The organism is Streptomyces sp. NPDC008317 (assembly GCF_042955955.1).
Classification (GTDB): domain Bacteria; phylum Actinomycetota; class Actinomycetes; order Streptomycetales; family Streptomycetaceae; genus Actinacidiphila.
Genome location: NZ_JBIBFQ010000001.1, coordinates 834,759 through 848,861 on the forward strand (window position 1 = coordinate 834,759; position 14,103 = coordinate 848,861).

Sequence of the window (14,103 nt, forward strand, 5' to 3'; positions counted from 1 at the left end):
CCGACACCGCCCGACACGGCCCGACACCGCCCGACACGGTCCGGACACCGACGCGGCCCTGACACCGACACCGACACGGACGCGGCCCCGACATCGCCCCGCATCGGAAGCGGGGCGGAAGCGCCCGGCGGGTACCCGCGGAAGCGCCCGCCGCGGTCGACTGAGGTGTGCGCGGCCGGCCGGGCCGACGCCTCGGGCGGGACGGGGACGGGCAGATGGGCGGGTACAGCCGGTCGTACGGTACGGGCTCGGGGACGCGTACGGTCGCGGCTACGGCTACGGCTACGGCTACGGCTACGGCTACGGTCGCGGCGACGACCACGCACCCGCCGTCACTCGGCCAGGTCCGCCCCCGCGAAGGGCTCCGCGATCTTCTCCGCGCGCCCCGCGACAGCCCCCTCCGCGACCCTCTCCACCACCGGCCGCCCACCCGGCTCCGCCACCGCCTCCCCGTACCGCTCCTCGAACCGCCGCTCCACCGGCGACAGATCAGTCCTGCCCAGGTCCTCGGGCCTGATGACGATCCGCAACTCCGGTGTCAGCGCCGCGTATCGACGGCACGCGCCGATGAACGAGTCGACGATCAGGGCCGCGAGCTGACCGCGGTCGAGGTCGGTGACGCGCGCGAGTCCGGAGCCGATGAGCGGGACGGCCAGCGGCTTGAACAGGCCGTGCACGGCCACCGACGCCCAGAGGCTGTCCAGGCTGGCCCGCAGGTCGTCGTGGCCGGAGTGCGCGACGAGGTCGTTGCCGATCCGCGAATACGCCGTCGCGAAGACCCGACGTCCGTCCACCGGTACGGCGACGGTCGTGCCCACCGGGTAGCGCACGCGCCGGCCGCGCGGTTTGGCGCGGCTGCTCTCCGTCCCGACGGCGGGCACCGCGCGCAGCCCGGCCCGCAGCTTCTCGTCCAGCAGGCGGCGCTGGCCGGCGAAGAGCCGGTCCACGAGCTGGCCCTGGACGCTGCCGCGGCTGATGACGACGTCCTCGTCGGTCGCGGTGTCGAAGGTGTCGGTGAAGCCGACCACCAGATTGGCGTCCGTCTGGTCGAACAGGTCGCCCTGCACGAGCACGACGTCCACTTGTCGGCCGGGCAACGGCACCGCGTGGCGCAGCAGTTCGGCGCCGTGCCGCGCGCGCAGGGCGGCCCGCAGGGCTTCGAGCGTGCGGGCCGCGTCCCGGTCGCCGGGATGCTCGCGGGCGATCAACTCGGCCACCGGCAGGGCGAGATCGGGGCGGCCGAGTTCGGTGCGGGAGCGGACCAGACCGCGCCGGGCGGAGTCCTGGAGCGCGGTGAGCCGCCGGACGAAGTCGACGGCGAACGCCTCCCCGTTGACCTCGGCAAGCGGCCGTCCGCGCACCATGCCCAGCGCCTCGGCCAGCCGGTGGGCCGCGGTCGCGGGCGGCGCGAGCAGCGCCTCGCCGACGACCGCCGTGAACCGGGCGCTGTCCAACTCCTCCGCGCGCGGCACCAGTCGGTACGCGGTCTCCGCCCCGCCCACGGTGACCTGCTGCTCGGTCCGCAGCAGCCGGGCGGCCGTGCCGTCCTGACCCGGGTCGAGGGCGCGCCGCAACTCCAGGACACGCTTTTGCACCTCGTTGCGATTGCGCTGGGCCTGATGCCGCGGCTCGTCGGCCAGCCCCCAGACGTCGCGGCGCAGTTGACGTACGGGAACGGCCTCGCCCTCGGCGGCCACCAGCCGGACCAGCAGCCGGGTCGTGAGCGGTGTCAGCCGTACCGGAAGACCGTCGACTTCGAGCAGTACGGGCCCCAGCACATTTATCCGAACGTGCGTCATTGCTTTCCCCACCCGTTTCCGCCTCCCTCGACGCAAACCCCCGGAGGCGAATGCCAGATTATCAAGCCGCCTAGGAAAAACCATGAGTTCCGCTGATCCCACAGGCCCGGTTCCGGCCCGCCCGCCGACAGGGGTGCGGCGCAGGATGCGCGTGCGCGCGCGGTTACGCGTGCGGTTACGGCGCGGATCGCCTACCGGGCCGCGTTCCCCGTCGCTTCCCCCGTCGCTTCCCCCGCCGCGTTCTCCGTCGCGTTCTCCGTCGCGTTCCGTGTTACGGACTCGGCTCCGCGCTCGCTTACGGTTGCGTGTGGCGCGGCGCGCCCGGCAGATCTTCGTGCGCAATGCCATTGCGGCATTCGGCGGAATATCCGCGGTCCTCCAGTTCGTGGGGCAGCTCTTTCCCCAGAGCTTTCCCGATCCGGCCCCGGTGACCGCGGCATCGGTGGCGGCCTGCGTGCTGTGGGGCATCGGCAGGGCCCGGCCGGTCACGCGCGTGCGGCAGGAGTTCCGGCGCCCCGACATGACGGTGGTGGTCGAGGAGGGCGACCTGTTCGAGCAGGCCGCGCACCTCGTGATCGGCTTCACCGACACCTTCGACACCGCCCCCGAGGGCGGCCTGGTCATCAACGAGGCGAGCGTCCAGGGGCAGTTGCTCGCCCGCCGCTACGACGGCGACCTCCCGCGCCTGGACGCCGAGTTGGACGCGGCCCTCGGCGCGGTGACGCCCGTCGCGCGCGAGGACCGGGCGCGCAAGCCGCTGGGCAAGCTGGACCGCTACCCGATCGGCACGGTGGCGGTCCTCGGCACCCGCCCGCGGCTGACGTTCGCGGCGGCGTACAGCCGTATCGGCAACGACTACGTGGCCGCGTCCAGCGTGGAGGACCTCTGGTTTAGCCTCAACCGGCTCTGGGACACAGTGAGCCGGTACGCGCGCCCGGAGGCGGTGGCGATGCCGCTGGTCGGTTCGGGGCTGTCCCGTCTCGACTACCTTGACCAGGACAGCCTGTTGCGGCTGATCCTGATGTCGTTCATCGCAAGGTCCCGCGAGGGCGCGGTCTGCCGTGAGCTGCGGGTGGTGGTCCGGTCCGCGGACTTGGAGCGCGTCAACATGCCGGAAGTGGCCGCTTTTCTGCGGACGTTGGCGTCGGGCGTCGACCGCGCGTAAGGCGGACGCCGGATGGCGCGTGCGGACCGTACGAGAAGGGGCGGCCGGTCTCCGGCCGCCCCCTGCTCCGTCCTGCGAGGTGATGCGGTGCGTGTCCGGCGGGCCGCGGGTCAGGCGAGCCGCCGATAGGCCGACAGATTCTCGAAGTACGACGTGTCGCGCCAGTCGGAGCGGCTGTCGTCCACCGGGCACTCGGCCACCTTCAGCCGGGCGACGACCTTCTCCAGCGACGACTGCGAACCGTCGAAGCGGATCACGTTGAGGCCCTCGATGTCGGTGGCGTGCCGCAGCCGGCCCACCTCGACGATGACCGTGCGCGCGCGGTACGCCATCAGCACCATGCCCAGCTCGATCAGCACATTCTGCCGGGGCTGCCCGGTGTACTGCACCTCGTCCACCCGCTCGTAGTCACCGAGGAGTTCGGGGTGCAGCTTGGCGGTGTCGTCCGGGGTGAGCAGCACGAGCGCGGCCTGCGCGAGCGACGGCGCGTTCGCGATCACCTCACCGATGTAGGGCGAGGTCTTGCCGGTCGCCCGCACCAACTCCTCCCACTCCAGCGGGCGCAGGTCGAGCCGCCGCAGCAGGCCGAACATCGCGAGCCGCGCCTGTTCGTCCCGGCCGTGCACGACGAAGACGTTGCGGCTGCGGAGGCCGTCGTACGGCGTCGGCGCCGGGGAGTCCGGCCGTGCGGTCCCGGTGGCGGCCGGCTTCTGCGCGGCGGCCAGAACGGGACGGTATTCGTACCCGAAGTGCTCATTTCCGGAACCGGAAACGGTCATGCGCTTGTCCTGGTGATCCATTTCGTCGCCCATGCCGCTCAATCCCCTTGGCCGTTCGCGGTTCCGCCGTTGCCCGGCGCGTACTCGTAGCCGAAATTCCTGTTGTTGTCGCCGGAGACGTGCATGCGCTTGTCCTCGTAGTTGAGGATGTTGTTCTGCGCCCTGTCGTGGTCGGTGAGATCCACATTGTGGTCGTTCAGGAACGTCCGGATGATTTCCAGCAGACGGCGCTCGACGATCTGCGTGTACTTCACGGCGTCGGACTTCTGGAAGAAGGCGTGGTAGTAGTCGTTCGTCGCCAACTCGCGCACGCTGGTCAGCGCGCCGCAGTTGACCGACTTGGTCACGTAACGCCCCAGGCGGAATTCGCTGCTGTCGACCGAGGTCACGCTCGTGCCGATCCGGATGGAACTGGGGCCGCGGCGGCCGGGCCGGACCAGGGAGCGCAGCGGCGACGGCAGGAAGCGCTCGGGCAGCAGCCGCAGCGGCGAGAGCAGCAGGCTGAACCCCCAGCGCGGCGTCGCCTTGACCATGTCCCAGGCCACCCGCACCGCCAGCCGCCCGTCGAAGGCGTCCGGCAGCCGGTCGACCAGGTGGAAGTCCTCCACGAGCGGCCCGAGGACGTACGGGTAGAACTCGGTGTGGAGCGTGTTCCCCTTGAGGTCGAAGCCGACGAAGATCGAGGTCACCAACTCCTCGTTCCACGAGCCGATCCGCACGCACAGGTACTCGCGCGCCGAGTCGTAGTCCTCGCGCCAGTGCAGGTCCGGCAGATCGCCGATGCCCGGGAGCCGGGACCAACCCTCGCCGCTGGTGCGGTCGTTGGTCCGGATCGCCGTGGTGAAGCGGCGCCGCTCGACGGCCAGGCCCTCGATGCGCTCGCCCGGCTTCGCGCCGTCGCGCAGTTCGGCGGCCATCCGCTCGCCGACGTATGCGGTGATCTTGTCCACGGTGAACGGCAGGAGCGGCTTGCGCTCGTCGGTGTCGAGACCCGGCGCCGTCCCCTCGACGTCCCGCTTCCCCTCGTGGTCCCTCGACTTCAGGCGCAGCTTCCGCGCGCCGATGAGGAGTTGGGCGTTCGCCCAGTCGCGCAGCGGTTCGCCCGCGCCGACGAACGGCCGGAAGCCGCCGTAGAAGACCAGGCTGTCGCTGGCGGACTGCTCCCGGTCGATCTTGCGGATCAGGGTCTCGGTCAGGCGCGCGTTCGCCGGGTACGCCCCGTCGAAACCGCCGTCGGTGCCGGTCTCCTTCAGCCGCGTCATCAGGATGTTCAGGGTCACGATCCGGCGCAGGTACGCCAGCGCCCACAGCGCCCAGAACACCAGCAGGACGGCGATGACGGGATTGACCGCGCCGCTCGCGGTCAGGATCAGCGCGGCGACGACCGATCCGGCGCCCAACCACCGTTGCAGACGCCGCAGTCGGCGGGCGGCGAGGGCGTGCGCGAGGACGGACACGTTGTCGTAGCCGTAGGACGGCGCGACCACGCGGAAGCGGTTGCGCAGCAACTCCCTGATGACGGTGCCGCGGTAGACGGGGTCGAGGTACGTGCCCGCCGACAGCAGACGGGTCGCCTTCGTACGGGCGTACGCGCGGGACACCGGCGGCGCCTGCGGGGGCTCGGCGGTGTGCGGGAGCACGGTCCGGGTGACGGTCATGGCGGCTCAGCGCTCCGCTCTCAACAGGTCGTCGGCGGCGGCGCGGTGTGCGGGCGCGCCGTGGGCGGAGCTGAGGCCGGTGCGCGCCCCGGAGGTGAGGCCGCTCGTCGGGTGCAGCGCCGAGCCGGCGACGAGGGCGATCAGCGCGATCAGCAGCAGGGGCGCGGCGGCGACGACCAGCCCCCACCCGCGCGCGGGCCCGGCGCTCGGTATCAGGCCCACGTGCCGGTACGGCGTCGGACCGGGCGCGGACACGTACGGGGGGAACTGCGCCGGTACGGAGACCGGTTCGGAGGCCCGTACGGGTACGGGTACGGGTACGGACGGCGGTGTGGACGGCGGCACCGATGGCGGCACCGGCAGGTCGGCGGATCTGGGATACGGGTACGGATTCGGGTCGGGGGACGGGAGGCCGGGGTCGCTCATGGACCACTCCAACGGTCGGTGCGGTGTGCGCCCGATCCCGCTCGGCACGCTGGCGTACGCGCCTGCGCGGAAGGGCTGTTGACACCTCAGATGCGACCAGTGCCGCCGCTTCCCCGGCCAGAACCGGACCGCTTCCGATCCGCTTCCGCCGCCCGTTCCGGCTGGACGCCAGCCGTTCCGCCCGGACGCCGCCCGTTCCGGCTGGACGTCAGCCGTTCCGCCCGGACGCGGCCCGTTCCGGGGCGCGTGGCAGCGTGTCCGGATGTGGCCGGAGGCGTCGGCGTCGACCTGGAGGACTCCCTCGCGGCGGGCTGCGTACGCCGAAGCCCGGCGCCGACAGCATCTTCGTCCCCGGCCTCGTCGACCTGCCCGCCGTGGCGGCCCTCGTCCGCGACAGCCCGCTGCCCGTCGACGTCATGGCCGGTCCCGGCTCGCCGTCAGGGGCCGACTTCTCCGCCGTCGGCGTCCGTCGGATCAGCGTCGGCACCGCCCTGGCCCAGGCCGCCTGCGGTGCCGCCCGGCGGGCCGCCGCTGAACTGCTCGGCGAAGGACCGTACTTCGGGATGGCACACGGCCTGGACTTCGGCGCGCTCAACGCCGCCGTCAACAGGGCTGCCGGGAGCGGGCGTTCGTACTCGGCCCGGTCCGCCCGTCCGGGTCGCGGGGCGGGCCGCCGCCCGGAGGAGGTCCGCCAGGAGCCGGGCCGAGGGGAGGGGGGACGGGGGAAGCGCGGTGTGGACGGTGCGGCGGGGGAACGGGGGCGCCAGGGGGCGGAGGGCGAGGTCGGGCGGGACGGCCCACAGCGCGAGGGAGGGCACGAGGGCGACGCCGAGCCCGGCGGCGACGTAGCCGAATTTCCCGCTCCACTCCGCGACGCGGATCAGCTTGCGCGGCGCGAAGCCCGCCTGCGCGCAGGCGTCGAGCAGGAGGGCCGGGTGCCCTCCGGCGGGCGCGTCCTGAATCCAGGACTCGTCGCGCAGGTCGCCGAGGCGGACCGCATCCGCGCTTGCGGCCAGCCGGTGGTCGCGCGGCAGACCCACGTACAGCTCGTCCGCCAGCAGCGCGTCCGTCGTGACGCCCTCGGCCGACGGCAGGCCCGACGGGTAGTCGCTGACCACGGCGATGTCGAGCGCGCCGTCCGCGAGGCGCTGGACCAGCGCGTCGCTGCGGCCCTCGACCGCGACGACCTCGACGTCGGGACGCGCGCGGGTGAAGGCACGCAGCGCGGCCGGTACGAGGGCGATGTTCGCGGTGGCGAAGGCACCGACGCGCAGGGTGCCGCCCCGGCCCGCGTGGATGGCGGCCAACTCGGCTTCGGCGCGGGCCAGTCGGTCCAGCACCTCGGTGGCGTGCCGGTGCAGGGCCGCTCCTGCGGGCGTCAGCCGTACGCCTCGCGGCAGGCGGACGAACAGCGGTCCGCCCGCCTGCCGTTCGAGCGCGGCGATGCGGCGGGAGACGGCGGACTGCGTGTAGGCGAGCCGCTGCGCGGCGGCGGTGAAGGAGCCGGTGTCCGCGACGGCGAGCAGCAGCCGCAGCGCGTCCGTACCGAAGGTGTCGCGCACGCCATTCCCTCTCTGCATGGGTCACATGAAATGTAGTCGCTGGTGGAATGGGGCGGGGGTTCCTACCGTCGAGGGGACCGAACGGGGCCTGGTCCGACCGGACCTGAGCCCGTTCCCTCTGACGCGGGAGTCGCCATGGCGCAGCCGAAGTCCGAACCCCCTTTCTCCTTGCGGGAGATGCTGTCCGACCTTGAGGAGCTGGTCGTCTGCGAGTCCTTCTCCGCCGACCACGTCGCACTCGCGCGCAGCGCCGACGTGGTCGGCGCGCTGGGCGCCCGCCTGCTCGGCGCCGCGCCGGAGACGATAGTGAGCGACGGCGTACCGCACCTGCGGTGGGCCTTCGGCTCTCCGCGCGTCCTGCTCGTCGGGCACCACGACACCGTCTGGCCGGCCGGCACGCTCGCCACCCACCCCTGGTCGGTGACGGACGGGATCGCGCGCGGCCCCGGCGTCCTGGACATGAAGGCCGGGCTGGTGCAGATGTTCCACGCGCTCGCCTCGCTGCCGTCCCTCGACGGCGTCTGCGTGCTGGTCAACGGTGACGAGGAGGTCGGCTCCCCGACCTCCCGCGCGCTGATCGAGGAGACCGCGCGGGGGTGCGCGGCGGCCTTCGTCCTTGAGGCGTCGGCGGACGGGACCGGCGCGCTCAAGACGGCGCGCAAAGGGACGTCACGCTACGAGGTGGTGGTGCACGGCCGCGCCGCGCACGCGGGACTGGAGCCGGAGAAGGGGGTCAACGCGGCGGTCGAGGCCGCTCACCAGGTGCTGGCGCTGGCCGAATTGGCGTCGCGGGAAAAGGAGTTGGGCACGTCGACCGTCACCCCCACCCTGCTGTCGGCGGGCAGCACCCGCAACACCGTTCCGGCCCAGGCCGTCGTCTCCGTCGACGTCCGCGCGCCGACGCGTGCCGCGCAGGACCGTATCGACGTCCTCATGCGCGGCCTCACCGCCCGTACCCCCGGCGCCCGGCTCTCCCTTCGCGGCGGCCCCCGCCGCCCCCCGATGGAACCCGCCTCCTCCGCCGACCTCTTCGCCCTTGCCGCCGCCCTCACCGCCGCCTCGGGCCGCCCCCCATTGCGCGGCCTCCCCGTCGGCGGCGCCTCAGACGGCAACTACACGGCCGCCGTCGGCTGCCCCACGCTCGACGGTCTGGGCGCCGTCGGCACCGGCGCCCACGCCCCCACCGAACACGTCCTCACCTCCGAACTCATCCCCCGCACCCGCCTCCTCGCCGCCCTCGTCACCCGCACCCTCCACCCCTGACCCCGGCGCCGCCGTCCCGCGCGGCCTCCACGGACGGCACACCGCCCCCCGCCCGGCTGCCGCAGCCGTACGCTCTACGTGGCCACGAGCGGGGATGGCCCCGAATTGCGTGACCGCTGATTCGGTACCGTCCACGGCTCCCCGCACGCGCGGGGACGGACGCCGGCCGGGCCGCCGAGCGGCTGCTCTCGGTTCGCGCGGGGAGGCTGCTACCAACTGCCCGCGTTGCGTTGGGCGATCGCCAGATTGCGGGCGATGTCCTCGCGGAGCGGATGGCTCGGGGGGAGGCGTTGGGCGGAGGCGTGGGCTCGGCGGAGGAGGGTGAGGCCGTCGGAGCGGGCACCGGCGGTGAAGAGCGTGGCGCCGAGGGTGTTGGCGGTGGTCAGGGTGTCCTCGTGGGCGTCGCCGAGGCGGCGGACGCGGCGCTGGAGGGTGTCGTCGAGGACGGATACGGCGTCGGAGGTGCGGCCCTGGACGGCCAGCGCCGCACCGTAGTTGTGGGCGTAACCGAGCGTGGCGGGGTCGTCGGACCCGAGGACGCGGGCGGCGCGGGCCATGGCCTCGCCGTGCAGGGCGGCGGAGGCGCCGAGCTTGCCCTGCTGGTAGAGGACCGAGCCCAGCAGATTGCGGAGGCCGATCGACTCGCGGTGGTCGCCGCCGAAGGCGTCGTCGCAGTCGGGCATGAGGCTGCGGAGCAGCGCTTCGGCCTCTTCGAGGGCGCCCTCGTCGAACAGGGCGCGGGCCGTACGGACCTGCCGGTGCAGCCGCCTGCGGGTCGAGCCGTTCCCCATGGCTGCCCCCTCCCTCGCCGCGCGGGCGTGACCAACAAGGCTAACCGCCGGGCGGTTCGGTGGCACGATGGAAGCACCTGGCCACGCCGCGGAAGGAAGCCGATGATCGAATCCCTGGCGACGCTTGCCGCAGCCGCGTCCACGACGCTGGTCGCCGCGATGGCCACGGACGCCTGGCAGACGGCGCGTACGGGAATCCTGCGGGTGCTGCGTCGAGGTGGCGAGCACGAACCGGCCGCGCTGGCTGCGCAGTTGGACAGCGAGGCCGCGCTGGTGGTGGCGGCGGACGACGCGGGGGCGGCCAGGGAGAGCTTGCAGCCGGGCTGGCGGCTGCGCCTGGAGCAGTTCCTGCGGGACAACCCCGAGGCGGCCGAGGCCATTCGGGAGTTGACGGTACGGCTGGAGGCCGAGCTGCCGGGTTCCGAGCAGCAGTGGGTGCGATACCACCAGAACGTCGAGGCACACGACAACGCCCGCGCCTTCGGCGTCCAGAACGGCAACGTGATCATCCACGAGGCCCCGGCGGCGGGCCCCGTAACGCCGAGCGCCGGAGGCGTGGCTCCGAGCCCCGTCACCCCGAGCACCGACCCCGTCACCCCGACGCCCCACGCCCCAGCGCCCCACGCCCCATCGCCCGACGGCCAGGCACCCGGTGCCCGCCGCGACGGCGGACCCATGACGTGACCAGCCAGAATGTCACCGCGGTCGGCGGCTTCGCCTACGGCGCCATCGGCGCGGACATCCACGTCTTCGGCGACGGCACCCCCCTCTACCTCCTCAGGCAGTGGTCCCCGGCCCCGGAGCCCGCGGCTGAGTGGCTGGCCCAGCAGCCCAGCCGGATGCTCAACGCCCGTTACGCCGTGGCCCCCTTCACCGGCCGCGACACCGAACTGGCCTCCCTGCACGCCTGGTGCGCGGACGGCCCGCGGCGCGCGGCCCGCTGGCTGCACGCGCCCGGCGGCCAGGGCAAGACCCGCCTCGCCCAGCAGCTCGCGGGGCACCTCGCCGAGCAGGGCTGGAAAGTGGTCACCGCGGTCGAGGGACCGGGCACCGTACTGCCGCCGCAGGGCAGCCAGGATCTGCGGCTGGATGACGCGGCGGGACTGCTGCTCCTGGTCGACTACGCCGACCGCTGGGCGCTGACCAGCCTGACGTGGCTGTTCAGCAACGCGCTGCTGCACCGGCCGGACGTGCCGACCCGCGTCCTGCTCCTGGCGCGGAGCACCGACCCCTGGCCCGCGCTGCGCGCCGCCCTGAGCAATGAGCAAGTCGACGTCTCCACGCAGGCGTTGGGCCCGCTGGACATGGAGGAGGGCTTCCGGCGACGGGCCGGTGACCCGCGCCGCGACGACCGCGGCCCGATGTTCCGCGCGGCGCGCGACGGCTTCGCCGCCCGATACGGCATCCCCCCGCCGGACCGCCAACCCGACTTACGGCCGCCCGACTTCGGCCTCACCCTCGCCGTCCACATGGCCGCGCTCGTGGCGGTGGACGCCGAGGCCACCGGCCGCCGCGCCCCGGAGGACCTGGCCGGACTGACCGTCTACCTCCTCGACCGCGAGCAGTTGGGCTGGGCGCTGCTGCACGGGACGCCGGGCCGCGTCACCGTCCCGCCCGCGGTGATGAACCAGGTGGTCTTCGCCGCCTCGCTGGGCGGCGCGCAGCCCACCGCCCGCGGCACGCTCCTGGTGGACGAGTTACGCCTCGGCCACCCGCCGCCGACCGTCCTCGCCGATCACGCGGTGTGCTACCCGCCGCCCGAGGAAGCGGCCGACACCGTACTCGAACCGCTCTATCCCGACCGCCTGGCAGAGGACTTCGTCGCCCTCACGCTGCCGGGCCACCCGGCCGACTACCCCGCGCAGCCCTGGGCCCCGGAAACGGCGGCGACCGTACTGCGCCGCTGCGGCGGTCCCGCCCGGCCGGTCACGGCGCTCGCCACGGCCGCGGGCCGCTGGCCGCACGTCGGACGCACGTGCCTCTACCCGCTGTTGGCCGCCGAGCCCGCGCTCGGCGTCGCGGCCGGGGGCGCCGCGCTCACCGCCCTGGCCGGTCTGCCGGACATCGGACCCGACCTCCTCGAAGACGTCGCCGCCGAGCTGCCGGAACCGGTGCCCGCGGACCTGACGGTAGGTCGGGCGGCGCTGCTGGTACGGCTGTTCGAGCACCGGCTGGCGGCGGCGGACGACGTGGACGCGCGAGCCAGGCTGCACGTCAACCACGGCAACAACCTGGACGACCTGGGCCGTACGGAGGAGGCGCTGCGGGCCACGCGGCGCGGCGCGGACCTCTTCGCCGAGCTGGCCGCGACCGACCCCCGGCGGTACGAGGAGCACGTCGGCCGCGCCCTGACCAATGTCGCCAACCACCTCGTCTCGCTGGGCCGGTTGGAGGAGTCGCTGAGCACCCAGCAGCGGGTCGTGGACCTCTTCGAGCGGCTGGTCGCCGAGGACCGGCCCGACGACGCGTCCGCTCCGGTGACGGACTACGTGTCCGCGTACACCCCCCACCTGGCCACCGCGCTGGCCAATCTCAGTACGCGGCTGGAGGCGGCCGGTCGCTGGGAGGACGCGTACCGCGCCAACGAGCGGGCCACGCGCACGTATCGGACCGTCGCCGCGCGCGATCCGTCGTACCGCAGGGGGCTGGCCATCGCCCTGGTCAACGGCGCGACGCTGACCTTCCGTCCCCCGGCAGGCGCCGACGCGCTGCGCGAAGGGGTCGCCCTGAGCCGGGAGTTGGTGGCCGAGGGCGAGCAGGTCGAGGACACGCCGCTCGGCAGGTCGCTGTCCCTGCTCGGGCGGCAACTGACCGCCGAGGGACGGCACGACGAGGCCGTCGAGGTGGCGGAGGAGGTGGCCGCGATCAACCGCCGCCTCGCCCGGGCCAACTCCCGGCACTACGAGGAGGCTTGTGTTACCGCGCTGAGGCTGCTGCACTCCGCCCTCCTCGACGCGCGCCGCCCCCGCGAAGCCATGGAGGTGGGCGAGGAGGCGATCGCGATCCTGCGGCGGCTCGTCGAAAAGGCGCCCGCCACGTACGAGATGGAGCTGGTGGGCGCGTTGCACGCGCAGAACGACGCGCGGCGGTCGGCGGGCCTGGCGCAGGACCCGGAGGCCGACGCCCGCTCCCGGCGCGTCGAGCTGAGGGATACGTACACGGTCCCGGGCGTTACCGTCACCGTGCACGGCTGGCAGCCGGAGTTCCTGCCCCGGCCGTCCCCGCCAGCCGCCGCATTCGGCGCGGAGGCGGCGCGGCTCGCGGACGCGCGGGACTGGCCCGCGTACTGGGAACGGATCTGCGCCGCGCCCCTGGCCGAGGCGGTACGGCTCGCGCGCCGCGTTCCCCGGCGCGGCTGGCTGCCCGCGTCCCGCTCGGACCAGGAACTGCTGGCCTGGCTGCGCGAGACCTCGCCCCGCAAGGCCGAGGCGCTGATCGCCGAGGCCGCGAAGGCCGCCACCCGCCCGCTGCCCGCCGACCTGACCTTTGTCTCGCCCTCGTTCTCCGCCTTCTCCCACGGCGGCGACGTCCTGGCCCTGGTCCCGATCGACTACGTGCCGGAGCGGGGGGACGCGGAGGCGACCGAGCGGATCGAGACCCTCGACCTCGGCTCGGGACCGAAGCACCTCGGCTCGGGACGGAAGCACCTCGGCTCGGGACCGGAGTCCGGCCCGGAGGCGGGACTCGACCCCGCCCGGCGGACCGTCCTGTACGAAGGCCCCGCCTGCCACAGCACCCTGGCCTGCCTGAGCGCCACCGAGGTGATCGCGGTCCGGCGGGGGGCCGGACGCGACGCGGGCACGGAACTCGTCCGCCACGGCCCGGACGGCACGACGGTCCTCGCGCAGGGCACCCAACTCCTGGGAACGCGGCTGGCTTCCACCGCCCGCGGCTGCGTGGCCACCCTCGCGCTCCATCCCGCGGCGCTCACGCTCGGCCCCAACGGACGGCTTGAACAGGTCAACCTGGAGGCGTGGGGCCTCGGTTACGACAACCGGATGGCGGTGACGCCCCGCGGCGACCGCCTCGTCCTGTCCGACGGCGGCCGGATCATCGCCACCGACGCCACGCTCAGCTCGGTGTTGGCCGTGGGCGCCGTGCCCCGGTACCACGCGCCGGTGTCGGAGCTGGTCTTCGCCGACGACGACCTGCTCATGACGGCGGGCCACCAAGGCGGCCTGATGCTCTGGCAGTTGGACGGCACCGAGCTGACGCCGGTCGCCCACCGCGACACCGTACGGCTGTCCGGACTCTTCGCCGTGCCGCAGTGGGGCGTGGCCGGCGGCCAGGCGGGCTCCGAGGACCGCGTGCACTTCTTCGACCCGGCCGACGGTCTCGCACCGGTCGCCGCCCCGGCCGCCTTCGTCGGCGACCCCGGCCACCTCAAGGCCGTGATCACCTCACCCGGCGGGCGCCACGTCGTCTACTACGGCCAGCTCGACGTCACGGCCCCGGCGCGCCGCCGCTCCTTCGACTGGATCAGCAGAGTCCACGACCTCCAGCACCCCGGCGCGCTCCTCCAGCGCCCCCTCGCCGCCCTCGACACCCCGCAGCTCGACGTCCTCGCCCGCGCGACCGCCGCCGACCCCCGCCACCGCGACCTCCTCCGCCTCGCCCACACCCTCGGCGCCCGGCCCCGCCCCGGAATCATCTAGCGCCG

9 protein-coding genes and 2 pseudogenes are annotated in these 14,103 nt (G+C 73.8%); 5 read left to right on the forward strand and 6 right to left on the reverse strand.

All coding sequences use genetic code 11. The features are described from left to right. Nucleotides 1–332 precede the first annotated feature (332 nt). Nucleotides 333–1,799: a macro domain-containing protein gene (locus ACFY9V_RS03515; RefSeq protein WP_391159100.1), complete on the reverse strand. Its 1,467-nt coding sequence runs from the start codon at nucleotides 1,797–1,799 to the stop codon at nucleotides 333–335. 334 nt (nucleotides 1,800–2,133) lie between these two features. Here ACFY9V_RS03515 and ACFY9V_RS03520 point away from each other — a divergent pair, with 334 nt between their 5' ends. After that, nucleotides 2,134–2,964: a macro domain-containing protein gene (locus ACFY9V_RS03520; RefSeq protein ID WP_391159102.1), complete on the forward strand. Its 831-nt coding sequence runs from the start codon at nucleotides 2,134–2,136 to the stop codon at nucleotides 2,962–2,964. Nucleotides 2,965–3,074: 110 nt separating this feature from the next. Here the strand turns inward: ACFY9V_RS03520 and ACFY9V_RS03525 are convergent, their stop codons facing one another. From ACFY9V_RS03525 to ACFY9V_RS03535, 3 genes are read right to left on the reverse strand one after another with little or no spacing between them, the layout of a single operon-like run. After that, a complete protein-coding gene (locus tag ACFY9V_RS03525) occupies nucleotides 3,075–3,776 on the reverse strand; it encodes a TIR domain-containing protein (protein WP_391159104.1) in 702 nt (233 codons plus the stop codon). A 5-nt stretch (nucleotides 3,777–3,781) separates the two neighbouring features. After that, nucleotides 3,782–5,401: a hypothetical protein gene (locus tag ACFY9V_RS03530; RefSeq protein WP_391159105.1), complete on the reverse strand. Its 1,620-nt coding sequence runs from the start codon at nucleotides 5,399–5,401 to the stop codon at nucleotides 3,782–3,784. Between the two features lie 6 nt (nucleotides 5,402–5,407). After that, nucleotides 5,408–5,827 carry a hypothetical protein gene (locus tag ACFY9V_RS03535; protein ID WP_391159107.1) on the reverse strand — a complete coding sequence of 140 codons (420 nt, stop codon included), beginning with the start codon at nucleotides 5,825–5,827 and terminating at the stop codon, nucleotides 5,408–5,410. Between ACFY9V_RS03535 and ACFY9V_RS03540 the strand changes: the two are divergent. Beyond that, nucleotides 5,749–6,306 (forward strand): annotated as a pseudogene (locus ACFY9V_RS03540) (isocitrate lyase/phosphoenolpyruvate mutase family protein); the annotation flags it as partial. The gene ACFY9V_RS03535 and the pseudogene ACFY9V_RS03540 overlap by 79 nt on opposite strands. 159 nt (nucleotides 6,307–6,465) lie before the next feature. Here the strand turns inward: ACFY9V_RS03540 and ACFY9V_RS03545 are convergent. Next, nucleotides 6,466–7,407: pseudogene (locus ACFY9V_RS03545) on the reverse strand (LysR family transcriptional regulator); the annotation flags it as partial. Nucleotides 7,408–7,524: 117 nt separating this feature from the next. Between ACFY9V_RS03545 and ACFY9V_RS03550 the strand changes: the two are divergent. Beyond that, nucleotides 7,525–8,652, forward strand: a complete 1,128-nt coding sequence (locus tag ACFY9V_RS03550; protein ID WP_391159110.1) for a M20/M25/M40 family metallo-hydrolase — start codon at nucleotides 7,525–7,527, stop codon at nucleotides 8,650–8,652. A 209-nt stretch (nucleotides 8,653–8,861) separates the two neighbouring features. Here the strand turns inward: ACFY9V_RS03550 and ACFY9V_RS03555 are convergent, their stop codons facing one another. Further along, entirely contained in the window at nucleotides 8,862–9,443 is a 582-nt protein-coding gene (locus tag ACFY9V_RS03555) for a tetratricopeptide repeat protein (RefSeq protein ID WP_355336463.1), read from the reverse strand. Between the two features lie 102 nt (nucleotides 9,444–9,545). On the opposite strand from ACFY9V_RS03555, the gene ACFY9V_RS03560 reads away from it, so the two are divergent. Next, complete coding sequence (locus tag ACFY9V_RS03560; protein ID WP_391159112.1) at nucleotides 9,546–10,127, forward strand: hypothetical protein; 582 nt, start codon at nucleotides 9,546–9,548, stop codon at nucleotides 10,125–10,127. Then, nucleotides 10,124–14,098, forward strand: a complete 3,975-nt coding sequence (locus ACFY9V_RS03565; RefSeq protein WP_391159115.1) for a hypothetical protein — start codon at nucleotides 10,124–10,126, stop codon at nucleotides 14,096–14,098. Before ACFY9V_RS03560 ends, ACFY9V_RS03565 begins: the two co-directional genes overlap by 4 nt. Nucleotides 14,099–14,103 lie beyond the last annotated feature (5 nt).